The sequence below is a fragment of the Streptomyces triticagri genome (genome assembly GCF_003429565.1).
Taxonomy (GTDB): domain Bacteria; phylum Actinomycetota; class Actinomycetes; order Streptomycetales; family Streptomycetaceae; genus Streptomyces; species Streptomyces triticagri.
On record NZ_QUAK01000097.1, the window covers coordinates 17148 to 41659 of the forward strand.

Annotated in this window: 13 protein-coding genes and 1 pseudogene; 5 read left to right on the top strand and 9 right to left on the bottom strand. The window is 72.1% G+C overall.

Annotation, left to right across the window (positions count from 1 at the left end):
* Window positions 1-184 precede the first annotated feature (184 nt).
* From DY218_RS17940 to DY218_RS35225, 5 genes and pseudogenes are all read right to left on the bottom strand, one after another.
* Window positions 185-1867, bottom strand: coding sequence for a glycosyltransferase family 2 protein (locus DY218_RS17940; protein WP_233521674.1), 1683 nt, complete (start codon window positions 1865-1867; stop codon window positions 185-187).
* Between the two features lie 104 nt (window positions 1868-1971).
* Window positions 1972-3324, bottom strand: coding sequence for a glycosyltransferase 87 family protein (locus tag DY218_RS17945; RefSeq protein ID WP_407703648.1), 1353 nt, complete (start codon window positions 3322-3324; stop codon window positions 1972-1974).
* Window positions 3321-4940: a hypothetical protein gene (locus DY218_RS17950; protein WP_128557074.1), complete on the bottom strand. Its 1620-nt coding sequence runs from the start codon at window positions 4938-4940 to the stop codon at window positions 3321-3323. The genes DY218_RS17945 and DY218_RS17950 overlap by 4 nt, the downstream gene beginning before the upstream one ends.
* On the bottom strand, window positions 4937-7549 hold a 2613-nt coding region (locus DY218_RS17955; RefSeq protein ID WP_233521671.1), incomplete at its 5' end, for a CDP-glycerol glycerophosphotransferase family protein. The genes DY218_RS17955 and DY218_RS17950, both read right to left, overlap by 4 nt.
* Before the next feature lies 1 nt (window position 7550).
* Window positions 7551-8544, bottom strand: a pseudogene (locus DY218_RS35225) (glycosyltransferase family 2 protein); the annotation flags it as partial.
* 233 nt (window positions 8545-8777) lie between these two features.
* Here DY218_RS35225 and DY218_RS17960 point away from each other — a divergent pair.
* The 5 genes from DY218_RS17960 to DY218_RS17980 all read left to right on the top strand — a co-directional run bounded on the left by DY218_RS17960 (window position 8778) and on the right by DY218_RS17980 (window position 18787).
* Entirely contained in the window at window positions 8778-9614 is an 837-nt protein-coding gene (locus DY218_RS17960; protein WP_128557075.1) for a methyltransferase domain-containing protein, read from the top strand.
* Between the two features lie 55 nt (window positions 9615-9669).
* Complete coding sequence (locus DY218_RS17965; RefSeq protein WP_128557076.1) at window positions 9670-10506, top strand: TylF/MycF/NovP-related O-methyltransferase; 837 nt, start codon at window positions 9670-9672, stop codon at window positions 10504-10506.
* 252 nt (window positions 10507-10758) lie between these two features.
* Window positions 10759-14730 (top strand): bifunctional glycosyltransferase/CDP-glycerol:glycerophosphate glycerophosphotransferase, encoded by a 3972-nt coding sequence (locus DY218_RS17970; RefSeq protein WP_128557077.1) that lies wholly within the window; start codon window positions 10759-10761, stop codon window positions 14728-14730.
* A complete protein-coding gene (locus DY218_RS17975) occupies window positions 14727-17603 on the top strand; it encodes a bifunctional glycosyltransferase/CDP-glycerol:glycerophosphate glycerophosphotransferase (RefSeq protein ID WP_128557078.1) in 2877 nt (958 codons plus the stop codon). Before DY218_RS17970 ends, DY218_RS17975 begins: the two co-directional genes overlap by 4 nt.
* Complete coding sequence (locus tag DY218_RS17980) at window positions 17600-18787, top strand: glycosyltransferase (protein WP_233521672.1); 1188 nt, start codon at window positions 17600-17602, stop codon at window positions 18785-18787. The genes DY218_RS17975 and DY218_RS17980 overlap by 4 nt, the downstream gene beginning before the upstream one ends.
* A gap of 81 nt (window positions 18788-18868) precedes the next feature.
* Here the strand turns inward: DY218_RS17980 and DY218_RS17985 are convergent, their stop codons facing one another.
* From DY218_RS17985 to DY218_RS18000, 4 genes are all read right to left on the bottom strand, one after another.
* Window positions 18869-19810 (bottom strand): class I SAM-dependent methyltransferase, encoded by a 942-nt coding sequence (locus DY218_RS17985; protein ID WP_128557079.1) that lies wholly within the window; start codon window positions 19808-19810, stop codon window positions 18869-18871.
* Between the two features lie 24 nt (window positions 19811-19834).
* Window positions 19835-22123, bottom strand: coding sequence for a bifunctional glycosyltransferase/CDP-glycerol:glycerophosphate glycerophosphotransferase (locus DY218_RS17990; RefSeq protein ID WP_128557080.1), 2289 nt, complete (start codon window positions 22121-22123; stop codon window positions 19835-19837).
* A gap of 144 nt (window positions 22124-22267) precedes the next feature.
* Window positions 22268-23188 carry a carbohydrate ABC transporter permease gene (locus tag DY218_RS17995; RefSeq protein WP_128557081.1) on the bottom strand — a complete coding sequence of 307 codons (921 nt, stop codon included), beginning with the start codon at window positions 23186-23188 and terminating at the stop codon, window positions 22268-22270.
* Complete coding sequence (locus DY218_RS18000; RefSeq protein ID WP_128557082.1) at window positions 23185-24468, bottom strand: carbohydrate ABC transporter permease; 1284 nt, start codon at window positions 24466-24468, stop codon at window positions 23185-23187. Before DY218_RS18000 ends, DY218_RS17995 begins: the two co-directional genes overlap by 4 nt.
* Window positions 24469-24512: the final 44 nt, after the last annotated feature.

Consider the following 24512-nt stretch of genomic DNA (forward strand, 5'->3'; position numbering starts at 1 on the left):
GCCCTTGCCCGTCTTGCCTGTCTTGCGTAGTGCTGCTCGCGGGCCGTGTCCCGGTGCGGTCGGGCGCCGGTCCGCGTGGTCCGTCCCTGCATTCTCCGTGGTGCCGTGCCGCCTGCCGTACCCCGAGGTCCTGCGGCGCGGCAGTGCGGTGGTGCGGCGTAGATCGTTCGCAGGTTCCGGTCGGTCAACGTGCGGCGCCGCGAGCCGGTTCCGCGGGGGCGCGTACGGGATGGTCGGGCGCGGGTGGCTCGCGCCGGGCGCGGCCGGTGTCGAGCAGGCGCCGCAGCCGAGTCCGGACCGCCAGGTTCGCGGCGGACGGGCCGGGGGCCACCCGGACGGCGAGACTCCCCGACCGGGTGCGGTACGGCCGCAGGAGCAGCAGGCCGCGGCGCGCGTGCAGGACGAACCGCGGATGCAACCGGCCGGCGCCCTGGACCGGATGGGCCGTGGTGTCGCGATGGGTGCCGTCGGCGAAGCGGACGCGGAGCCGCAGGTCCCACAGGCCGGTGGCGAGCCTGGCCAGATCGAGCTCGGCGCGCGCCGTCCAGGAGCGCTCGGCCGGGGCCGCTTCGCGCGCGGACGGCGAGTGCGCCGGCGCCACGCCGTCCGGTGCCCATGACGCGGTCAGCCGCAGTCCCGTACGGCGGCTGTCGCGGGCCCGGAGCTCGATGTCGACGCTCACGGGTCCCGCCGCGCCCACCCGTCCGTACAGGTCGTGCAGGCGCAGGGTCAGGGCCGAGGCACGCGCGCGTGGCCGCAGTTCCGCGTCCACGGCGAGCGGCAGCAGCCGCATCGGGCGTACGAGGAGGTGGTCGAGCGGCACCTGCGGAAGCGTTCGGGACCAGACGGGGGCGCCCGCGTCGTCGACGGCGTAGGGCGGCAGCAGCCGGGCCGGTCGGGCCGTCACCTCCTTGATGCGCGGCAGGTCGACGGGCGCGGGCGCGGCGAGCACCACGCGTGCGATGACCCGGCCCGGCGCAGGCGCGCGCTCGAAGTCGGCGGCGTCGAACGTCGACAGGTACGCGCGCGTGGTCTGCCACCAGGCGTTCCGGTACTCGGCGCTCCGCTCGCCCAGCTCGCGCGCGTACATGCACAGGCTGTGGTCCAGGAACTTGGCCCGGGCCGCGTGCGTGAGGCGCTGCTCGCCGGCCGCCGCGAGGATCTCGACGGCCTGGCGGTGCGCATCGATCCGCGCCGTCCAGTTCCCGATGCCGGCCCGGTCCAGGGACAACGACAGGCGGGCGGCGTCACGGCGTACGTGCCAGACGTAGACCGGGTTGGTGATCAGGGCGATGCGTGGAGCCGCGGCGAGCACGCGCGCGGTGAAGACGAAGTCCTCGTAGACGAACCGGCCTTCGGGGAAGCGGATCCGGTGCCGGCGCAGGAAGTCGGTCCGGTAGAGCTTGTTGACGCACAGGGTGTCCTGGACGAGGGAGGGGCGGTCGCCTGGCTGCTCGATGATCGCGGCGTCGGAGTACAGGCCCGGCTGCCAGTCGGTCTCCTGACCGGAGGGGAGTTCGCGGCGCACACAGCGGCCGGTGGTGACCGGGGTGCCGTGTTCCCGGGCTGCCGTCAGGAGGGCGTCCACGGAGCCCGGCGGCAGTACGTCGTCGCTGTCGAGGAACATCAGGTGGGCCGAGGTGGCCGCGTCGATGCCGTCGTTGCGGGGAGTGCCGCAGCCGCCGCTGTTGGACCGGCGCAGCACCGGGCGGACCCGGGGGTCCTCGGCGGCGAGCGCGGCGAGTAGCCGCGGGCTGGCGTCCGTCGAGTGGTCGTCCACGGCGATCACCTCGCGGACGTGAGGTCCCTGGGCGAGGGCCGACCGTACGGCGTCGGTGACGTGCGAGGCGTCGTTGTAGCCGATCACGACGACACTGACGCCGTCGGCCGGGGCGACGGGTTCGGCGGGGGCGGGTTCCGCGGCAGCGGTGGGATCGTCGTCGGACGGTGACCGGTGGGCAGGCGCGCTGTTCACTCGTGAATCGTAGCTTTTGTGACGATTTGGTCGGTCTCGCCGGGGCGCGTCGTGGCGGACCACAGGCCGTTCCAGGACAGCACCGCGGCGGCCACGAGCAGGCCGTTGCGCACGAGCATCACCAGGAAGCCGGTCCAGGTGCCGGCCATCACCTCCGCGTAGAGCACCGGATAGGCGAGGGCGCTGACGGCGGCCGCCGCGGCCACGAGCACGGCGACGCGCCGCTGGCTCGTGGCGCGCGAGGTGAGACAGACCGCGGCGAGCCCGAGCAGCCAGATCAGGTACTGCGGAGAGATCACCCGGCTCGTCACGGTGAACAGCAGCACGGCGCAGAGAGCGGCGTCATAGGCGGTCGCCGTGGTCCACTGCCCGTATCGAGCCGCCCTGATCCGCCATCCGACCAGCGCGGCGAGTGCGAGCACGGTCAGCACCAGACAACCGGTGGCCACCAGCGGCACGTACGGCCCCACGAACTCGACGGCGCCGTACCGGTAACGCATCTCACCGGGCCCGCCCGCGAGCCGGGCGAGGGTGAGCGCGGTCCCGCCGAGCGACTCGATCTGCACACCGCGGCCGCTCTGCCCGCTCAGGAAGCCGAAGGGATGCGCGAACAGCGCGGCGAGCAGCAGCAGGAGCCCTGCGGCCGTCGCCGCGGCCGAGACCCATGCGGTGCGGGTGGTGCGCCCGGGCGGAGTGCCGAGCAGGACGAGTGCGGGCCACACCTTGATCAGGGCACCGATGGCGGCGCAGGCTCCGGCGATCGCGCTCCACGCGCGCGGGGAGCACGACCGTGTGGAGCGTGCTCGCCTGTGGCCGATCCGCCGGGTCACACCGGGCAACGCGAGCAGCGACGCCACCGCGAACGCCGTGACCTGGACGTCGTAACGGGCGAGCGGGAGATGCAGGAGCAGGGGAAGGCCGCAGACCCACAGGAGGGCGCCCTGCAGCGAGCACCCCGACCGCCGTCCGGCCCGGACCAGGAGCAGGGCCACCGCTGCGTCAGCCACCAGCGCCAGGGCGACGAACGCCTGGAAGTAGCTCGCGCCGGGCACCAGCCCCGGCGCCAGGATCACCGGGCCGGCTGCCGGTGGGTACTGCCACAACGGGTCGGCCGGCGGGAAGGCGCCGTCCAGCAGCACGCCGTACCAGCCGAAGTAGAGCTCGTACACCTCGCGGGCGACGCCGCCCACGCCGAGCGGATCGCTGCCGTCACGGGCCAGCAGGATCAGCATCACCACGCGCGTGGCCACCCAGACGGCGGCGAGCAGAGGGAGCGTGCCACGGCGGAGGCGCGTGGCCGTGACGGTGGCGGGCGCGGCGGCCTCGGCACCCGTCGTGGTGCCGCTCAACGCCCGGTCCCTGAGGGGCCGTTCGCCGGGTCCGGCGCGGCGCTGCCCGCGCCCCGCACCCGCATCAGCACCTCGCCGGTACGCGGACCCCAGGCGGCCACCACGGCCTCCTGAGGGGCCCGCTGATCCGGCGCGAGCAGCACCCAGCGCACGTCGTAGCGGCGTGCGATACCGGCCCGCTCCGCGCGCGTGCTGCCCGGGTCCAGATACCGGCGCACGGCGTCGAGCCGGCGCTGCCGTTCGGGCTCCGGAAGCGAGGCGTCCGGCCGGGTGGGTGCGACGAGATTCGGGCCGAAGCCCGGCAGCGCACGCGTGGCCCGGTGACTGTCCGTCAGGACCACCTCGCCCGGCCCGATCCGCTCGGCGGCCCAGGCGTACGAGGGCCAACGCGGCGGCTGCTCGAAGCCCACCGGATCGACGGCCCGCGGCACCACCGCACCTGCGTGCACAAGCAGCAGGCACGCTCCCGCCGCCGCTGCCGCGCCGCAGGCCAGCACCCGGCGGCCCCACGCCCACGGCCGCGGCCCGGCCAGCTCCACGGCGAGCGCGAGCTGCGGCGCCACCACGGCCGTCGCCAGGACCCTGCCGTACGTGAAGTGCCCGGACAGCCATCCGCAGAGGACGATCAGACAGCACAGGGCGAACATCAGGACCAGCGGATCGCGACGGTCGCGCCGCCACCGCAGCCACAGCGCGGGCAGCCCGACGACCGCGGCGGGCCAGTATCGCGCGACGAGCCCCGTGTAGAGCTGCTCGTGGACCCCGTCGAGGGTCCCGTTCCCGATGAGGGCGAACACCGAGAAGTACGGCCACAGGGCGGCGAGCAGCACGGCGGTCGTCGCGGCCGCCCCCCAACGAGCCACCACGCGCGCGTGCCGGCTGCGCTGCCGTCCGGCGACCAGGGCCACGACACCCACCGTCGCCCCGACTCCGCTGACCGGATGCACCAGGACGACGAGAGCCCCGAGCGCACCGAGTGCCGCATACGAGGCCGGCCGCCCACCGGATCCGGCCGGCCGTCCCGTCAACGCCCAGAGCCAGAAGGTGAGTCCGACCGCGAACGTGCCCGGGAACGCCAGGTGCTCGGTGAGCGGCAGCAGCCCGAGGAACCCGCTCCACGACGGCGCCCCGGCGCCGGTGCCGGGGCCTGGGCCCGACAGGAGCACCAGGAAGGCCAGGGCGAGCACCGGCGCCCAGGGCCGCGGAGTCAGCACCTTCACGAAGCGGCCCAGGCCCGTCAGGAGCACCAGCAGATTGAGCGGGCCGGACAGCTTGACCACCTGCCATCCGTCGAGCCCGGACAGCCGGGCGACGACGGCCTGCAGGACCGCATACGGCGAGTAGTACGGACTGCCGGCGCCCGGCGCGTCCACCGTCGGATGGGACGGCGACCACAGGTCGGCGGCCAGCCGTTCCACCACCGCAGCGTGCTGCCCGAACTCGCAGCACACCGGCACCCGCCAGGCCGCGGCCCCGGCCACCAGCCAGAACAGGGCACCGAACACCAGGTACGGGCTCGGCCGCAGCGATCTGAGACCGCCGTACACGGCCGTGGAACCGTGCGCGACGCGCCGCGCGGCCGCCGTCGTGACACCGGCCGCGCGCGCGTCGGTCATCGAAGCAGCCTGTCCGCGACGCGTGCCGCCGCGCGCCCGTCGTCGAGATCGCAGTAGGCCTCCCGGAACGCGGCATACGCGCGCGCGTGCCGCTCGGTGACCGTGTCCAGGTCCCGCAGTGCCCCGACCACGTCCTCGGTGGTCCGCAACAGCGGCCCAGGTGCGATCGCCTCGAAGTCGACGCAGAAGCCGCGCACGGTGTCCCGGTACTGCTCGAGGTCGTACACGTGGAACAGCATCGGGCGCCCGGTGAGCGCGAAGTCGAACATCAGGGAGGTGTAGTCGGTGACCAGGACGTCGGCGACCAGCAGCAGTTCGGTCACCTGCGGATGCGCGCTGACGTCCACCACGAACGGCGCACGGGCGTCCGGCAGGGGCCCGGCGGCCCGCGGATGGCGGCGCACCAGGAGCACATGATCGTCACCGAGCGCCGCTTCCGCCGCCCTGAGGTCCAGCGCCTGCTCGTGCCGGTAGCCGTCGGGCGCCAGGCCGAGGTGGTCGCGGTACGTCGGGGCGTACAGGACCACGCGCTTGCCGGGCGGCAGGCCGAGGCGGGCCCGCACCCGGTCGGCGATCTTGCCGCGGTCGTCCGCGAACAGCAGGTCGTCGGCCGGGGATCCGGCCTGCAGGAGCTCGCCGCGATAGGCGAGCGCGCGGCTGAGGCGGGCCGTGGCGCGCCGGCTCGGCGCCACCAGGACGCTCCACTGGGCGCTGGCCCGGGCCAGCACGTCGAGCCGGGAGTGGTCCGCGTAGGGGCTGCCGACGAGGTCCGTGCCGATGCGCTTGAGGGGATTGCCGTGCCAGGTCTGCACGACGGTCTGGCCGCTGCGGCGCTCGAAGAAGTCCGGGAGATGGCCTGCGGTGACGATCCGTCGGCAGCGCGCGAGCGCCTCGTACCAGGCGGCGCTGTGCAGTTCCACGCCGTCGGCACCGGCCGGCACCGCGGTGCGTCCGTCCTGCGTCACCCACAGGTGCGCCACCGGGGCGCCACGGCGAAGCAGCTCCTCCTGGACCGCGCGCGGGGAGTCCCCGTCGAAGTACAGAACCGCCTCCTTGAGGGGCAGTTCGCGCTGCTTCGGATAGTGCACGGTCCGCAGTTGACCCTGGCGGTACGCACCGCGCTCGTCGCGCGCGAGGAGGGGCGCCGCGTCGATGATCAGACGGTCGCCGAAGCGGCGGTCGGCCGTGTGGTCGCGGCCCTGGCACGCGCGCGTGAGCGGCAGCCGGCCGGCCAGCGAGGCCGGCGTGCGCACGGGCGCTGCTTCGGTGTCCGCGCCGGTCCCGGTGCCGTCCGTACCGGTCTGCCTGAGGAGTACGTGCCAGCGGCCGCTGCGCAGCGGCAGACCGCCGTCCGCGGCCGCCGGGTCCACATGGGCGGTGAAGCGGCCGCCCGTCCGCTCGACACCGACGATGACCTCCTCGTGGCGCGAGCCGTGCCGCAGCACGAGCTCCGCCTCGCCCCGGTCGCCGTCCGCCACCGTGCCCTCGACGACCAGCGAGCCGCCGTCGGTCCAGCGCACGGAGTCCGCCACGGGCTGCCGGGTCAGCTCGACCATGAGCCTGCCGGATTCGTCGGCGGTGGCGCAGAGTTCGCGTCCGGTGCCCACCGGATAGCGTCCGGGCGGCAGCGCGAGCACCGCGGCCATCGAGGTCGTCGAGCCGTCGGGCAGTACGAGCTCCGCCTGCCAGCGGTCGCCGTGCGGCGCCTCGACCTCCCTGGGTTCATGGCGCTCGGCCGGCGGCACCGCCGCGATGGCGGCCGCCGGAAGGCGGACGGCGAAATCGTCGCCCGTGCCCTCGACGGGGCAGTCGAAACGGGCGTCAGAGTGCGCCCGGGTCAGCCGTAGCGAGGTGGGCCGAGGCCCGTGCAGGCGACCGTGCAGCACCACCTCGTCCCCCTCCGCGCGATGGGACTCCACGCGCGCGTGGTACGCGACGACCTCCAGCACGAGCCGTCCCCGGCGGTACGTCAGGACGAGCCGGAACCCGTCGTCGAGCTCCCGGACGAGGGCCTGTTCGGCGGGCTGTTCGGGGGCCCGTACGGCCGCCCTGCGCACCGTGCCGTGGCCCGCGAGCAGCACATCGAGCTGCCAGCTGCCGGGCTCCCGCCGACCGCGCACCCGGAGCCTGTCCGGATCGACCGTCATCGAGAAGCCGGAGTGGTCATAGGAGTGCAGCTCCTGACCGGAGTCCTCGGTCGCGGCCGGCGACGGCACGTTCCTCGTCGGCACGCGCCGCACAACTCCCTTGCGGTCCAAGGACTTCAGGATCCCGGTCCGCATCTCACGGCCGGGAGAAGCGGCGGGGAGGTTCCGCACGTACGCGTATCCGTCGATCCGCAGCATCCCGTCGTCCTGCCACTCGGCGCGCTCCAGGCGGGCCACGACGGGCAGTTCACCGCGCCGCAGCCGTGCCGTCCCGGCCGGGACGCGCAGCCGCTCGCCCGCCCCGTCGGGGTGCACCGCGGCGCGCAGCGGTGCACCGCGCACACCGAACGCGGTGCCGTTGCGCTGCTCGAAGGCGAGCAGACCGAGCAGGTCGGCGAGCCGGCGCTCGCGCACCAGATGCCACTTGACCCGCAGATCGACGGGGAGAGTGTCGAGTACGCCNGCTCGCGCACCAGATGCCACTTGACCCGCAGATCGACGGGGAGAGTGTCGAGTACGCCGGGGTCGGCGCGCGCGAGGAAGGCAGCCGCGCCGACGAGGAAGGCGGCCCGGTACTCGGGTCCGCCCATCGCAAGTCCGTCGAGGACGGGCACCAGGTTGTCGCGCAGACATGAGTTGTCGTAGTTCCTGCGGTGCTCGGGGAAACGCTTCCCCAGGAAGCGGCTGACCTCGTCGCAGGCTGCGATTCGGTCGCGTACGTCGCGTACGTCGCGTACGTCGCGTACGTCGAAGTGTTGGTGGGTGAGTGAGTGCTCACTCGCCCGCCGGTAATACACATAGTCATGCAGCACATCCACCCCAGCCGCCAAAAAGTGCGCAGGAACCGTCACCGGGGCGTCCTCACCCGGGCAGTCCTCAGGGAAGGCCAGACCGTGACGCTGCCAGAACGCGCGCCTGAAGACCTTGTTGCAGGCGGCCCGGTCGGCGTACAGGTCGGGGTCGCGGGTGATGTGGGTGCGCTCCCGGGTCCCGGTCAGCCACTGGTACTCGGAGGCCTGCTGTCGGCCGTGCGCCCCGAGTTGCCAGACGTTGCCGGTCGCGAAGTCGGAGCCGGTGCTCTCCAGGCTGGTGATCATCCGGTGGTACGTGCCGTGCGGCACGAAACCGTCGCCGTCGGAGAAGGTCAGGAACTCGACGCCGGGCGAGAGGTGCTGCACGCCGGTGTTGCGGGCCGCGCCGAGTCCGGCTTCCTCTCGGTGCACGTACCGGAAGCGGGGGTCGCGGTCGGCGAACGAGCGGGCGATGGTGGCGCTGCCGTCCGTGGAGCCGTCGTCGACCAGGACGGCCTCGAGAGTGCCGTCCCACGGGACGGTCTGGGCAGCGATCGACCGGAGGCAGTCCTCCAGGTGATCCTCGACGTTGTGGACGGTCACGACGACGCTGAGACGTGGCTGCACGGACACGGGCCTCTCCTCGGGAGCGGGCGCACGGGACACCGCCGAGAGTGGCGGAGTATTTGTACGCTTTGCCCGGCCCGGTCAATTCCTTCGCCCTGCTTCGCCCGAAAGGATGACCGCCGGTCGCTCGGCCGGAGGTGCCCGGTGCTCGGCCCGGGTCACGCGCGCGTGCAACATGCCAGTCCCTGTGGCCGGTTCGTGACCCGGGTGGCCGTCGGTCCGTTGTTGTCTCGACGAGTCAGCCGCAAGTCCGCGTCGAGGAGTGAACCGCTGTGCACAGGTCCGCGTACGAGCAGATGGAACTCTGCATCGAGCAGTACATGCCGGCCGGCACCCGGCACCGCGTGGTCGACCTCGGGTCGCGCATCTCGGACGGCCAGAAACTCACCCACCAGGAGCTGCTCAAGGGCCGCGACATCGACTACTGCGGTGTCGACGTCTGGGAGGGCCCCAATGTCGACCGGGTGATGACCCGGCCGTACCGGATCCCCGTGAAGTCCAACAGCGCCGACTTCCTGCTCTCCGGGCAGGCCTTCGAGCACATCCCGTTCTTCTGGGCCTCCATGCTGGAGATCGCCCGGGTCCTGAAGCCCGGCGGCACCGCCTTCGTCACCGCGCCCTCGCGCGGGCACGTGCACGACGCCCAGGACTGCTGGCGCTACTACCCGGACGGCTTCCGTGCCCTCGCCGCGTACACCAAGCTCGAACTGCGCGAGGCCTACACCGACTTCCCGCCCCTGAAGGGCATCAGGCACGACTACGCGCGCGTGGACGCCAAACACGCCTACTGGGGCGATTCGGTGGGCGTCTTCCGCAAGCCTCCCGGTTATCCGCGGCTGACCATGGCCTTCGTGCGGGCCACAACTCGCTGGTGGGCCAACCGGGTCGGCGGCCTCGAGGCCGTACCCCTGCCGGAGCCAATGGCGGCGCGCACGCGCTGCGGGCGCCCCGCCGAGCAGCACGCACCCACGCGGACCGAGCACAAGGACCCCGCGCAGCCCGAGTCCAACGACCCCGCACGCGCGGAGCAGCAGGACTCCTCCCACGCGGAGCAGCAGGACTCTTCCCGCGCCGAGCCGAAAGACTCCGCAGCCGCGAACGCACAGTGATCACGCGATGACGAAAAGTGACACCGGTGGCAACGCGCGCGTATTGTCCCGCCCCATGGCATGGCGAAGCGCAGTGAACGGCGCACTCAGGCATCTCACCGGATACCAGCTGACGCGGGTCCCGGTCCCCGTCCAGCGGATCGCCAAGGCGCCCGCGCCCCCGGCCGAGCCGGCCCCGCAGCCGAAGCCCAAGGCGAAGGCCAAATCAGGGACGTTGACCTTCCCGGACGACTACGACGACGAGGCGAAGGACGTCATTCGCGCGGTCAAGCCGTACACGATGACCTCTCCGGAGCGGCTCAACGCCTTCATCCTCGCCACTCGTCACATCGTCAGGCACGGCATCCCGGGCGACATCGTGGAGTGCGGTGTCTGGCGCGGTGGTTCGATGCAGGCCTGCGCGAAGACGCTGCTCTCGGTGGGCGACACCGAGCGCGATCTGTACCTCTTCGACACCTACGAGGGCATGACCCCGCCCACCGAGGAGGACCTGCGCCGCGACGGCAAGTCCGCGCAGGAGCTGCTCGACGCCCAGGCCAAGGACCGGCCGATCTGGGCGGTCGCCTCCCTCGACGACGTCAAGTCCGGTTTCGCGAAGGTCCCTTACCCCGAGGAGCGACTGCACTACGTCCAGGGCAAGGTCGAGGACACCGTCCCGCACGCGGCTCCCGAGCGGATCTCCATCCTGCGGCTCGACACCGACTGGTACGCCTCCACCAAGCACGAACTCGACCACCTCTACGAGCGGTTGGTCCCCGGCGGTGTCCTGTTGATCGACGACTACGGCTACTGGCAGGGCTCCCGCCAGGCCGTCGACGAGTTCCTGGAGAAGACCGGCGAGCGGCTGCTCCTGCTCCGCATGGACGAGGGCCGTATCGCGGTCAAGCCCTGACGCCGGCGACGGGTCCGCACGCGCCCGAAGAGCCCCGTGTCCCACGGCCGATGACGCCGCGGGGCGCGGGTCTCGGTCATCTGCGGGCAGGCCTCGGCGGCATTCGCCGCAGTCCAGGGAGCGACCTCGGCCGCGCGGTCACCCGAATGGCTGCCCGAAGGTGACCCGGCGGCCCCACTGTTTGTTAACCCGAAGGGCCCCCGAGGGGCCCGAAGTGTATGTCCTGCCGTCCGGAAGGATCGAGTGCACCGCATGGCACCCCGCCTCACCGTCGTCGTCCCCGTCCACAACGTCGAGGACTACCTCGACGCCTGCCTGCGCTCCCTCGCGGACCAGACCCTCGCCGGCCGTGACGACCTCGAGGTCGTGATGGTCGACGACGGATCCACGGACGGAAGCCCCGCCATCGCACGGCGGTACGCCGACGAGGACGACCGCTTCCGGTACGTCCGCCAGGAGAACGCGGGCCTCGGAGCGGCACGCAACGCGGGCGTGGGCCTGGCCCGCGGCACCCACCTTGCCTTCGTCGACAGTGACGATCTGGTGCCGGCGGACGCGTACGAGAAGATGCTGGACAGCCTCGCGGAGTCCGGCTCCGACATGGTCAGCGGCAACGTCCACCGGCTGCGGCCGAACGGCAGGACCGAGCAGTCCTGGATGTTCAAGAAGGCCATGCACAGCACCCGTTCGGGCACGCACGTGACCCGCGACTGGTCCCTGATCGCCGACCGCATCGCCTGCAACAAGGTCTTCCGCAAGGACTTCTGGGACCGGCACGGTTTCGCGTTCCCCACGGGGGTGCTCTTCGAGGACGTGCCCGTAGTGGTGCCGGCGCACTTCCTGGCGAGCAGTGTCGACGTACTCAAGGACACCGTCTATCTGTGGCGGGACCGCGACGGCTCGATCACCAACCGGCGGACCACACCCCGCGCCATCGAGGAGCGGACCATCGCCTGCGGCAAGGTCCGCGCCTTCCTCGCCGAGCGTGCCGAGCGCGCCAAGGAGGCGGGTGACACCGAGGAGCACGCGAACTGGGCCGAGGCGACTCGGCGTTACGAGTCCTCGGTGCTGCGCGCGGACCTCTGGTACTTCCTCGATGTGCTGCCCGAGGGTGACGCCGACTACCGCGATGCTTTCCTGCAGCACGCGAACGCCTACGCGGGAGGCATCGACCGCGCGGTCTTCGCCGGCCTCCCGCTCAATCTGCGGGTCAAGTGGCAGCTGGTGCGCGAGCGCCGGATGGCCGAACTGCTCGAACTGCTCGCCTACGAGAAGGCCAACCCAGGCGCCTTCCGGATCCGCGGACTCCGTCGGCGTCGGGCCGAATTCCCGGTACTGCGCGGCCCGTTGCCTGAGCGGACCGTCGCACTCCACCGCGCCGAGATGCCGCTGACCACCCGGATCACCGAGGCCGAGTGGCAGGACGGCAAGCTGCGCCTGAAGGGCTTCGCCTATCGCCGGAACCTTCCGGCAGGGCGCCTCACCGGACGTCTGAAGTTCATCTGGCTGCGGCTCGGTCGGCGCCGAGTCGTGCCGCTGCGCGTCCGCACCCGGTATCTGCGCGAGGCCACCTATGCCTCCAAGCAGGGCCTGCACCGGTACGAATGGGCGGGCTTCGAGACGGTCATCGACCCGCGCCGCCTGGTCACCGGGCGGCGCAGCGCCACCTGGCAGGCGGAGACGGCCGTCTACGGGGGCGGCGGCATGCAGCGCGGACCGCTGCGGATGCCGGCCGGCGCCGCGCCGCTCGCCGTGCACTACCCGGCCGACCATGTGCGCGTGGTGCCGTCGCTGAGCCGTGGCCGGCTGCAGCTCAAGGTGGAGCGCATCGCGGCCCAGCTGACCGAGCACCGGCCGGAGGGCGACGCGGTACGCATCGTGGGCAGCCTCGCCGAACCGGCCGACGACCTGCTGCTGCGGGTCGAGAACTGGCACACCAAGTACGGCGTCGAGGTACCGCTGGAGACCGACGGGCGTACGTTCACGGCGCTTGTGCCCCTCGCCGCGCTCGCCGAGGCGCCCGCCGAGCCCGAGATCCCCACCGAGTCCGAGGCCTCCACCGAGCCCGACGCCGGGGCCGAGCTCGAAGCCGGAGCCGAGCCCGAAGACGGGCCCGGCGCGCCCGACGACCTCGCGGCTCTGGACGAACTCGCAGGGACCGAAGGACTCGCAGCGACCGACGGACCCACGGCCCCGACCGGTGCCGACGCGCCGGACGGCACCGAGGCACCGGACCAGCCCGTCGCGCCCGAACTCTCCGATGCCCCCGAAGCCGCACCGCCGCCGGACGCCCCCGCGGAACAGCCCCCCGTCGAACCGCCCCTCGCCGAACAGCCCTCCGCCGACCCGACCCAGCAGACGGGCCGGACCACTCCGACGGGCCGGACCACCCCCACGGCCGGGCCCGATCGCACAGTCCGCCCCGCCCCCCGCGAGTCCGTGCCCTGGGGCGCCTACCTGCAGCGCGCCGACGGCACCGGCCGCTCGGCGCTCGGCGCGCGCGACACCGTCCTGTCCGGCCGCTACCCGCTGCGTCCCGGCCGTGAGCTGTACCTGACGTCCAACGCCTCGGGGAACCTCGAGCTGCGCGACCAGACCGTACGCCCCATCGTCACGGGCGTGACCTGGTCGGACGACGGACTGCTCACCGTCACCGGCAGCTACCCGTCCCCTCGTACCGCAGCGGTCTCGCTCCTGCTGCGGCATTCCCGCCACGACGAGGAGATCACCCTGCCGGTGTCCTTCGCCGAGGGCCGGTTCAGTGCCTCCGTGCGGCCCGCGGCGGTCGAGGGGATCGCCGGGGCACTCCCGCTCGCCGAGGGCCGCTGGTACCTGTTCTTCCGCGAGCGGGACGCGGACGCCGCCGACACGGACGGCGGTGACGGCACCGGCGGCACGGGCGGCACCGAAGGCACGGGCGGCACCGACGCCACCGCCCGGACCCTGCCGATGCACGTCAGCCCCGCGCTCTACCAGTCCCTTCCGGTGCAACGCACCCTGAACGACCGGGAGTTCGCCCTGCAGCGCCGCTCCCACGACCGCTTGCTCATCGAGTCCGGCAGCGTCCTGTCCGCCGCCGACCGCGGGGCGAGCCACCAGCGCGAGCTGCGCCGCCGCTACCAGTCACTGCGCAACGGACCACGCCGCGAGGCGGTGCTCTACAGCAGCTTCGACGGCCGCCAGTACTCCGACTCCCCGCGCGCCGTGCATGAGGAACTGGTGCGCAGAGGAGCCCAGTCGGAGCATCTGTGGGTGGTGCGCGACCAGCAGGCCGTCGTCCCGCTCAGCGCCCGCCCCGTGGTCCTGTGGAGCGCCGAATGGTACGAGGCGCTGGCCACCTGCCGGACCGTGGTCACCAACTCGCACCTGCCCACCTGGTTCGAGCGCGCCGAGGGCCAGACCGTCGTACAGACCTGGCACGGCACCCCGCTCAAGCGCATCGGCCGCGACGTCAGCGGCGTCGCCGCCGACCCCGGCTACATCGCGGGCCTGCCCGCCAGGGCCGCCCAGTGGAGCGTGCTCGTCTCGCCCAACCGCTCGTCCACCTCGGTGCTGCGCCGCGCCTTCGGCTACGAGGGCGAGGTCATGGAGTGCGGCTATCCGCGCAACGACATGCTGCACGCCCCCGAACGCCAGAAGATCTCCGCCGCCGTCCGCGAGCGCCTCGGCATCCCCGAGGGCAAGCAGGTGATCCTCTACGCCCCCACCTGGCGGGAGAACCAGCCCAAGGACGGCGGCCGCTACGGATTCGACCTCCAGCTGGACCTCGCCACCGCCGAGCGGACCCTGGGCGACGACCACGTCCTGCTCGTACGCCGTCACTACCTGGTCGGCGGCACCCTGCCCGGCAGCGCGTTCGTGCGCGACGTCTCGCGCTATCCGGACGTGGCCGAACTGCTCCTGATCAGCGATGTGCTGGTCACCGACTACTCGTCGCTGATGTTCGACTTCGCGCAGACCGGCCGCCCCATGCTGTTCCACACCTACGACCTCGACCACTACCGCGACACCCTGCGCGGCTTCTACTTCGACTTCGAGTCCAAGGCCCCGGGCCCGCTGATCGCCGGCCAGGAGGAACTGCTCGAAGCGCTCGCCGATCCGGTGGCGGCCACGGCCGGCCACGCCGACGCGTACGACAGGTTCCGCGACGCGTACTGCGATCTGGACGACGGGCACGCCGCCGCACGGGTCGCCGACTACATCCTGGGAGGTGGCCGGGCATGACCGACCGCGACGCCGCGCAGCCTCGCGAGGAGCCGCTCGTCAGCTGTCTCGTGATCTGCGGACCGACGGCCGGCGCCAAAGCCGTCACCGCCACCGTCAGGTCCGTACTCGGCCAGAGCCTGCGGTCCGTGGAGGCCGTCCTGGTGACGGGGGACCAGGCGGGTGGCGAGGGGGAACAGGCGGCCGCCGCGCAGGGCCGGGAGGCGGCCGCCGCCCTCGCGGCCGAACACCCGGACCGCGTACGCCTGGTGCACTCCGACACCGACGGAGTCGCCGCCCTGCGCAACGCGGGCCTCGACGCCGCACGCGGCGGTCACCTGCTCTTCCTGGACGCCGGTGAACTGCTGCAGGCGCACGCCTGCCGGAATCTCCTCGCCGCGGCCCGCAGCAGCGACGCCGATCTGGTCGCCGGACGCTGGACCCGCCTCACCGGCTCCGGCCGCAAGGAGTCCGCGCCCGACTGGCAGGACGAACTGCACGCCCGCACCCGCACGTTGACCGACATCGGCGCCGCTCCCGAGCTCGTCACCCGGGACAGCCTGGCCTCCGGCTACTGCGTACGCCGCACGTTCCTCGACGCGCACGGCCTGCGCCACCAGGCCGATGCCGAACGGGCCGACCTCGTCTTCGGCGCGGTCGCGGCCCTCACCGCCGAGCGCCTCACCCTGGTGCCCAATCTGATCGTCACGCGGCGCGCCGTCCCCGACCACGGCCGGGACTTCGCGGGCCTCGTCGACGCCGGCGCCCGCATCGGCAGGGAACTGGCCGACCGCGGACTGGACTCCCTGAGCGCGGAGCGCGAGCGGGCGCTCGCCGACGATGTGCTGCTGCCGCTGGCCGCCGCGTTCCTCCGCCTGCCACGCGCCGAGCGGCAGCGGCTCGCCCGGCAGGCCGCCGAGCACCTGGACGGCGCCGCCCGCGCGGAGCGGTGGGCGCAGCTGCCCCCCGTCGAGCGGATCTGCGTCCGGCTGCTCGCCGCGGGCGACGCGGACGGGGTGCACGCCGCCGCATACGCACTCGCCAGGCCGGGCACCGTGGTCTCCACGCTCGTCGAGCGCGACGACCGAATCCACTGGAGCGCCGAGGGCATCGACGATCCACAGGCGCGCACGACCACGGACGTCACCGAACTCGGCCATCAGTACCGGACGTTGAGCACCGTCCAGGTGATGAACCGGCTCACCCGCTGCGATCCCGACGGCGGCGGACTCGCCCTCGCCGGGACCGTACTGCTCCCGCTCGATGTGCTCCCGCCCACTCAGGACGCCGTCACCTGGCTGGAGTTCAAGCTGCGTGGCCGCCCGCGCACCTTCCGGATGCCCGTCGACGAGACCGTGCGCCGGCGCGACGGCTTCGACTGGAGCGTCCGCGTCGACCCTGCGCGCCTGCCGGTGCGCGGGATGCGGGAGCGGACCTGGGACGCCAGGATCGTCGTCGAGGCCAACGGCGAGAAGCTGCTCGCGGACGTCCTCGCCGAGCCCGAACTGACCGGCCCCCGGGCGGTGTTCCCCGCACGCCCGCGGCTCGGCCGCCTCGTTGCCGACACCTGGCAGCCGTACACCACGGCCCGCCATCACCTCGCCCTGGAGCTCAGGGCGGAGCGCTCCCCGGCCCGTACCAGCCGCCGGATCCTGCACTACGCCACTCACTTCAGGCCCGCCCGGACGATCCGGCGCCTGGTCAAGGCGCTGCGGTCCAGGCGCGACCGCCTGAACTCCGGTGCCGTCAAGACCCGGGTGTACAACAAGCTGCTGCTCAGGCTGCCCACCCGGCGCGACTCGGCGGTCTTCGAGAGCCACATGGGCAAGTGCTACGGCGACAGCCCGCGAGCGATCCACGAGGAACTGCGCCGGCAGGGCCTCAAGCTGCGCTGCACCTGGGCGTACGCCAAGTCCCCGGCGGGATTCCCGGCGGACGCGAAGCTGGTGCGCCGCTGGTCGTGGCGGTACCTCTGGGCGCTCGCCAGGGCCGAGTTCTGGATCGACAACCAGGGCTTCCCGCACGGCCTCGACAAGCCCGCCGGCACCACGTATCTGCAGACCTGGCACGGCACCGCGTACAAGCGGATGGGCTTCGACGAGAGCCGGGTGCGGATGCAGAACGTGCCGCACCGCGACCGCCTGCAGCGCGCCGTGGACCGCTTCGACCGGTTCCTGGTCCGCTCGGAGCACGACATCCGCACGCTCGGCAACGCCTACCGGCTCCCCGAGTCCCGACTGCTCCCGCTCGGCTATCCGCGCAACGACCGCCTGGTCGCGGCCCGCGTCCGGGAGCAGTCCGAGGGCCGCTTCCCGCGCCCCGCCCTCGCCGCCGAGCTCGGCATCCCGGACCACAAGACGATCGTCCTGTACGCACCCACCTTCCGCGGCGTGCCGAAGAACGGCCGCAAGGCACAACTGCCGCTGGACGTGCGGAAGTTCACCGAGACCTTCGGGGACCGCTACACCCTCCTCGTGCGTGCCCACTACATGGAGCGCGCCGAGCTCCCCGTCTGCGCACCCGGCACCCTCATCGACGTGTCCGATCATCACGACGTCAGCGAACTGCTCTGCCTCGCCGACGCGTTGATCACGGACTACTCGTCGATCATGTTCGACTACGCCCTGCTCGACCGGCCCGTCGTGCTCTTCGCCCCCGACCTCGACGCCTATGCGGCCGACCGCGGCAGCTATTTCGATCTGCGCGAACAGGCCCCGGGCCCGGTGATCGAGACCGAGGGCGAACTTCTGCGGGTCCTCGCCGACCTGAAGCGCATCGACACCGAGCACGCCGAGCGCCGCCGTGCCTTCGCCGCACACTTCGGGGCGTACGACAACGGCGACGCGGCCCGCGCCGTGGTGGACGCCCTCTTCGTCAGGAGGACCTGCAAGTGACTGCCGGCACGGCCCCGGAGACCTCCCGCCGGGAGACCTCACGCGCGGGGCGCGACATCTTCCTGGTCGCCAACACGACCGACGAACTCGGCGGTGTCACCGCCTGGATGCACCAGATGGCGCGCCTCTTCCAGCGCTACGGCCACCGCGTGCACGCCGTCGGGGTGCATCGCGCCGACCTCAAACTGTCCCTGCCCGAGGACCTCGGGTATCCGGTGACGAACCTCTACCCCGAGCATCCGCCGACCCCGCGCCCCGTCCGCGGGCTCCGGCGGCTCGATGTACGGCGGCGGCGCCGCGAGGCGGACCGGATCGCGGAGAAGAAGCGGGTCGTGGACCGGCTCTCCGAGCTGTTCGCCACCGCGCGCCCCGGCGGGATCCTGATCGTCACACAGGTCTGGCCGATGGAGTGGCTGCGCGAGGCGGACACGGCGGGCCTCACCGTGATCGGCATGAGCCACGAGTCGTACGAGTACAGCAAGGCCTGCCACCGCTATCGCTGGATCAAGCACAACTACCCGTCCGTGGACCGGTGGTTGACGCTCACTCAGGAGGATGCGGACCGCTGGATCGCGGACGGGATGCACAATGTGGGCTTCATGCCCAACGCCCTCTCCCGGCTCCCCGATGAGCCCTCGCCGCGGGACAGCAGGACGGTCGCCTCGATCGGCCGGCTGCACGACCAGAAGGGCATCGACCTGCTCCTCGACACCTGGGCCGAGGTGGCGCCGGAGCGGCCGGACTGGACCCTGCGGATCTACGGCGCGGGCGTCGAGGAGGAGGCCCTCAAGGCCCAGTGCACCCGGCTCGGCCTGGACGGATCGGTCCGCTGGATGGGGCGTACGGACGACGTGCCGGGCGCGCTCGCCGAGGCCTCGGTGTTCGTGCAGTCCTCGCGTGGCGAGGGTTTCCCGCTGGCCCTGATGGAGGCGATGGCCAGCGGAGTGCCGTGCGCCGCCTTCGACTGCGCGCCCGGCGTACGGGAGATCGTGCAGGACGAGGTGGACGGGCTGCTCGCGCCGGCCGGCGACTCGGGGGCGCTGGCCCGGCAGCTGCTGCGGCTCACGGGCAGCGCGCAGCTGCGGGACACGATGGGGGAGCGGGCGCGGGAGAACGTCCAGCGGTTCTCCGAGGAGGAGATCCTGCGGCGCTGGGAGGACCTCTTCGACTTCCTGGAGAGCTGAACTGCGCCGGGTACAGGCGGAGTTGAGGTGCGGGGCGGTTCACCGGTGTGCGGTGGACCGCCCCGCGGCCGTCAGCGGTCGTCAGCGGCGGACCCGCCGGACGCGGCGGCGCAGCGCGCGCTTCAGCCTGGTCAGCCCGCCCGGGGCGGGCGACCCGGGCTCGGGAGCCGGCTCCGGCGCTGCGGGCTCCGGTACGGACTTCTCCGCCGCGGTGTCCGCCGGCTTCTCCTCCGGCTCCGGCGCCGGGTACTTCGACACCGGGTGCGCGGGCGCCTTCGCCTTCTTGCCCGAGATCCGGATCATCCGGTGGCCCGCCACCTCCTCGACGCCGTGCCACAGGTCGGAGCGGGTGCGCAGCATCGCGACCAGCTCCTCGTGCACCTCGTCGTACGCCCCCCACGTCCCGTAGAACTTGGTGGCCGTGATGCACAGCGGCTTGAGCCCGGTGGTGGCGACCGCTCCCCAGGTGGCCGCGGCCACCCCGGGGCAGTGTTCCGCGCGGAAGTCGTCGAGGACCACGATGCCGTCGGGGCCGAGGAGTTCGGCGGCGGCCGCGATGTCGCCGTGTACATGCTCGTACAGATGTGAGGCGTCGATGTGCACGAAGCGGCAGCTGCCCGTCTCGACGTGCGCGGTGACCACGGACGACGGGCCCTGCACAACGGCCGGCAGCTCGTCGTGGAAGGACAGGTAGTTGGCCTCGAAGGCGCGGCGGGTCAGGGTCGCGTACGAGCGGCCCATCTCGGCCGAGTTGGAGGCGTCGGGGGCGGGGGAGTCGAAGAGGTCGCAGACGGTGAAGGTCTCGCCCTCGCCGAGGTAGGAGCCCATGAAGATGGCGCTCTTGCCGAGATAGGCGCCCAGTTCGAGCAGGTCGCCGCGCTCGCCGCGCTCCCGCTGTCTGCCCAGGAACCAGTCGAAGAGCAGCTGATCGGCGGGGAAGAACCAGCCCTTCACATCGGAGAGCCGGGTGGGGCGGGCAAGCGTCTGCGTGGCCGGCGGGGTGGTCGCCGATGGGGTGGTCATGGGGTGCTCCTGGGTTCAGGTGCGTCAGTGCGTCCAGTGTTCGGTGGGCAGCAACTGCACCGTCTTCTCAGGAGCGGGCAGCTGCACCGGTGTCTGCTCGGGGAGACGCTCACTGGCCCCTGCCGTGGGCACGGGACGGCGGTCCTCGAGCGGTACGACGGACGGAAGGCCGCCCGCCTGACCGAGAAACACATGCCGTACGACGCGCTCGGCGGCCCGCCCGTCGTCAAGCCCGCAGAACCGTGCACGGAACGCGGATCGCAGCTCTGCCGCACGCGAACCCCTCCAGTGGCCGGTCGCGAAAATGTCGATGAGCTCGTCCTCGCTGCGGGCCACCGCACCGGGCGGGAACTCGCGCAGATCGAAATAGGTGCCCCGGGCGGCCTCGTAGACATCCCAGTCGTCCGCGTATACAACCACCGGTCGGTCCAGGTTCGCGTAGTCGAACATGAGGGACGAGTAATCCGTCACCAAGGCGTCACTTGCGAGACAGAGCGATTCCACGCGGGGGTGGCCGGACACGTCGATCAGCCGCGCCGAGGTCTCCTCGCAGAGCGGTCCGCGGTACGCGTGATGGGCCCGCGTGAGCACCGTGAAGCGCGGGCCGAGGGTGCGCAGGAGCCGCTCCGGATCGAGCGGGGCCGGCGGGCTCGTGCGGTAGTCGCGGTGCGTCGGGGCGTACAGGAGCACGATCGAGTCGGGGCGGATGCCGAGGCTCTCGCGCAGCCGGGCCACGTCGACCGGACTGGCCTGCAGGAGGCGGTCGTTGCGCGGGTATCCGTACTCGAGGGTCGTGTAGCCGGCCGGGAAGACCCGCTCCCAGACGAGGGTGGAGTGGCGGTTCGCGGACAGGACGTAGTCCCAGTCGTCGGCGCTGGCGAGCAGGCTCGCGAAGTCCGTGGACCGGGCGGCGGCCGGGCGTTCCTGCAGGTCCAGGCCCATCTTCTTGAGCGGGGTGCCGTGCTGGGTCTGGACCAGGATCTGGCCGCGGCGCTTCTTGAGGCGTCGGTCGAAGTTGACGTTGTTCACCAGGTACTTGGAGCGGGCGAGCGCCGTCCAGTAGGCGGCCGTGCCGGGGGTGATCCGGCGGGTGGCGGTCGGCACCGTGTGGTGGTGCTCGGGGTCCGCGATCCAGGCGGTGCGCAGTCCGGGGACGAGCTCGCGGGCCTTCTCCTCGATCGCGCCCGGATTGCAGCCGTGGCCGCGCCCCCAGTACGCGGAGAACACCGCGCGGTCGGCGCGTACCGGGAGCAACAGCTGGGTGCGGTAGTGGAGTTGCAGAGCCGCACCGTGCAGCTTGCGCAGCAGCGGGCCGGAGCGCCGGACGAGTCGGTTGCGGATGCGCTGGGCGAAGGACAGGGTCCGGTAGGTGCGATGACAGCCGAAGCGTACGAGCACGTGGCGCAGCCGGGTCCGGGCCGGCACCCGGGACGAGTCCGGCACCCGGTAGCGGCGGTGGTGGGCGCGGGCGCGGCGCAGGAACCGGGAGCGGCTGTCGCGGGGCAGCCGGCCGCGGGTGGTGAAGACGGCGCAGTAGTGGTCGAGCATCCGCCGGAAGAGCACCGGCCGCCAGCGCTCGAGGTCCTGTCGCCCCTCGAGGTAGGTGAAGACTCGCTCGTACTGGTCGAAGATGTCGAAGTGCCGGCGGCTCGTGGTGCCCAGGATGTTGCCCTGGCGGCGCTGGCGGTAGTGCACACAGACCCGGTCGAGCGTCGCGATCGAATCGGCGGCGAGCAGCGCCGGATACGTCCAGGGCGTGTCCTCGTAGTAGCCGGGCGGGAAGCGGAAGCCGTGGCGTTCCACGAAGTCGCGGCGCAGGGTCTTGTTCCAGGCGACCATCAGGACGTTGAGCAGGCCGGGCCGGTCGGCGAGGCTGAAGGTGGCGGGGCCGTCCTCGGTGAGGTGGTGTGCCAGCCTGTTGCGGACCCGCTCGCCCGTCCAGTACGCCCGGGCGTAGTCGTAGATCAGGACGTCCGGGGTGCCGGTCTCCTTGAGGCGGTCCGCGACGGCCTGGAGGGCGCCGGGGGCGAGGGTGTCGTCGCCGTCCAGGAAGACCAGGTAGTCACCGGTGGCGCGGTCGATGCCGGCGTTGCGGGCGCGGCCGAGGCCGACGTTCTCGCCCAGGTGCACCGGGACCACCCGCGCGTCCGTGGCGGCACAGGCGTCGATCAGATCACCGCAGGCGTCCGGCGAGCAGTCGTCCACCGCGATCAGCTCCAGATCCGTGTACGACTGTCTGAGCACGGAGTCGAGGGCCTCGGGCAGGAACGCCTGCACCTTGTACGCGGGGACGATCACACTGAACCGGGGCAAGGCGCATCCATGGGTCGGCACGGGCATACCTGCCCGAAAACGCCTCGAGGTCCGGATGAGTTACGCGCCTGCGGCAAAGGGGTGAGGGGCGGGAGGATCTCCCGCCCCTCAAGTGAGGTATGTGTGAAGGTACTTGACTTTGCCCTATTTCACCGCGCCCGCCATGACTCCGGACACGAACTGCCGCTGGAAGGCGAAGAACACCACCAGCGGGATGACCATCGAGATGAAGGCGCCGGGACCGAGCACATCGACGTTGTTGCCGAACTGCCGGACCTGGGTCTGCAGCGCCACCGTGATCGGCTGGTTCTCCGGCTTCGCGAAGACCAGCGCGATCAGCATGTCGTTCCACACCCACAGAAACTGGAAGATGCCGAGCGCCGCGATCGCGGGACCGCCGAGCGGCATCACGACGCGCGCGAAGAGCCGCAGCTCGCCCGCGCCGTCCAGACGGGCCGCCTCCAGGAGTTCGCGCGGGATCTCCGCGAAGAAGTTCCGCAGCAGGAAGATCGCGAACGGCAGGCCGAACGCCACATGGAACAGCACCACTCCGCTGATCGATCCGAACAGGCCGATGTCACCGAAGAGTTCGGCGATCGGAAGCAGTGCCACCTGTACGGGCACCACGAGCAGCCCGACCACCGCGAGGAACCACCAGTCGCGGCCGGGGAACTCCATCCAGGCGAAGGCGTAACCCGCGAGCGAGCCGATCACCACCACGAGCACCGTGGCCGGGAGCGTGATCATCACCGTGTTCAGGAGGGAGTCGGTGATCGCCTCGGTCTCGAGCAGCTTGGAGTAGCTCTCGAAGGTGATCTGCGAGGGCTCGGTGAGCACCTTCCACCAGCCGGTCGCCGCGATGTCGGCGGGATCCCGCAGCGAGGAGAGCAGCAGCCCCACCGTCGGCATCAGCCAGAACAGCGCGACCACGACCAGGAAGACCCGCATCGCACCCCCGGCCGCGAAGGCCGCGGCCCTGGCGGCGAACGACGGCCTGGCGACGGCCACTTCGGCGGGCCCGGCGGGCTCGGCCGCCGGTGTCTCCTCTTGCGTCTGCGCGGTCATCGGCGTACCTCCCTGCGCAGCCGGCGCATATTGAACAGCATCACCGGGATGACCAGCAGGAACAGCAGCACGGCGATGGCCGTCGCGATCCCGGGCTGGCCCTCGGAGAAGGCGGAGCGATAGAGCTGCAGCGCCAGGACGTTCGCATCGTCCTGCACCGAGCCCGGGGCGATGATGAACACCAGGTCGAAGATCTTCAGGACGTTGATCATCAGTGTCACCGCCACGACGGCCAGGACCGGGGCGAGCAGCGGGACGGTGATCCGGCGGAACACCTGCCATTCGCTCGCCCCGTCGACCCGGGCCGCCTCCATCAGCTCGCGCGGCACGCTCGCCAGGCCCGCGGCGATCAGGACCATCGCGAAGCCGGCCCACATCCACACGTAGCTGCCGATGATCGCGGGGGTGATCAGGCTCGGGCCGAGCCACTGCACGCCGTTGTACGGCTCGCGGAAGTTCGCCTCGGGGAGCCGCAGTTGGGCCCCGTCGGCCGAAGCGGGCAGCGTGAACACGCCATCGGGTCCGGCCCGGGTCGACGCCACCACCTTGCCGTCCTTGACCGCCTCCACCTTCATGCCCGGATAGCCGAACTCGGAGGCGTCCACGCCGCCGCGGGTGCCGACGCCCTTGCCGCGGGTGAAGTCCTGCCAGGTGGTGCCGGTGACCTTGCCCGGGTCGGCCTTCGCCTTCGCCGCCTTCGCGGCGTCGTCGGGCATCTGGTCGGGGGCCACGCCCACCAGGGGCAGTGCCACCGGGTCCCCGGCGCGTACCGGATCACGGGTGATGAAGGCGCCGCCACCGGCCGGCTTCAGGGGCGACCTGGGGCCCGGGTGGGCCTTGGGGAACGCGGACGACTCGTTGAACGTGTCGTGCACGCCCACCCAGACCGCGTTCGCCACACCGCGGTTCGGGTCCTGCTCGTACACCAGGCGGAAGATGATGCCCGCCGCGAGCATGGAGATCGCCATCGGCATGAAGACGATCAGCTTGAACGCCGTGCCCCAGCGGATGCGTTCCGTCAGTACGGCGAAGATCAGGCCGAGTGCGGTGGCGACCGTGGGGGCGAGGATCACCCAGATCGCGTTGTTCTTGATGGCGGTGAGGATGCCGTCGTCGGTGAACAGCTCCGTGTAGTTGTCCAGGCCGACGAAGCTGTCGCCGGACTGGTCGAAGAGGCTGCGGACGACGGAGTACCCGATCGGGTAGACGACGAGCGCGCCGAGCAGGACCAGCGCGGGCAGCAGGAAGACGACCGCCACCGTTTTACGGGTACCTGTCACGCTCTTGATCTTCTGGGGGGCGGGGGGCGTCGTGCGGACGCCCC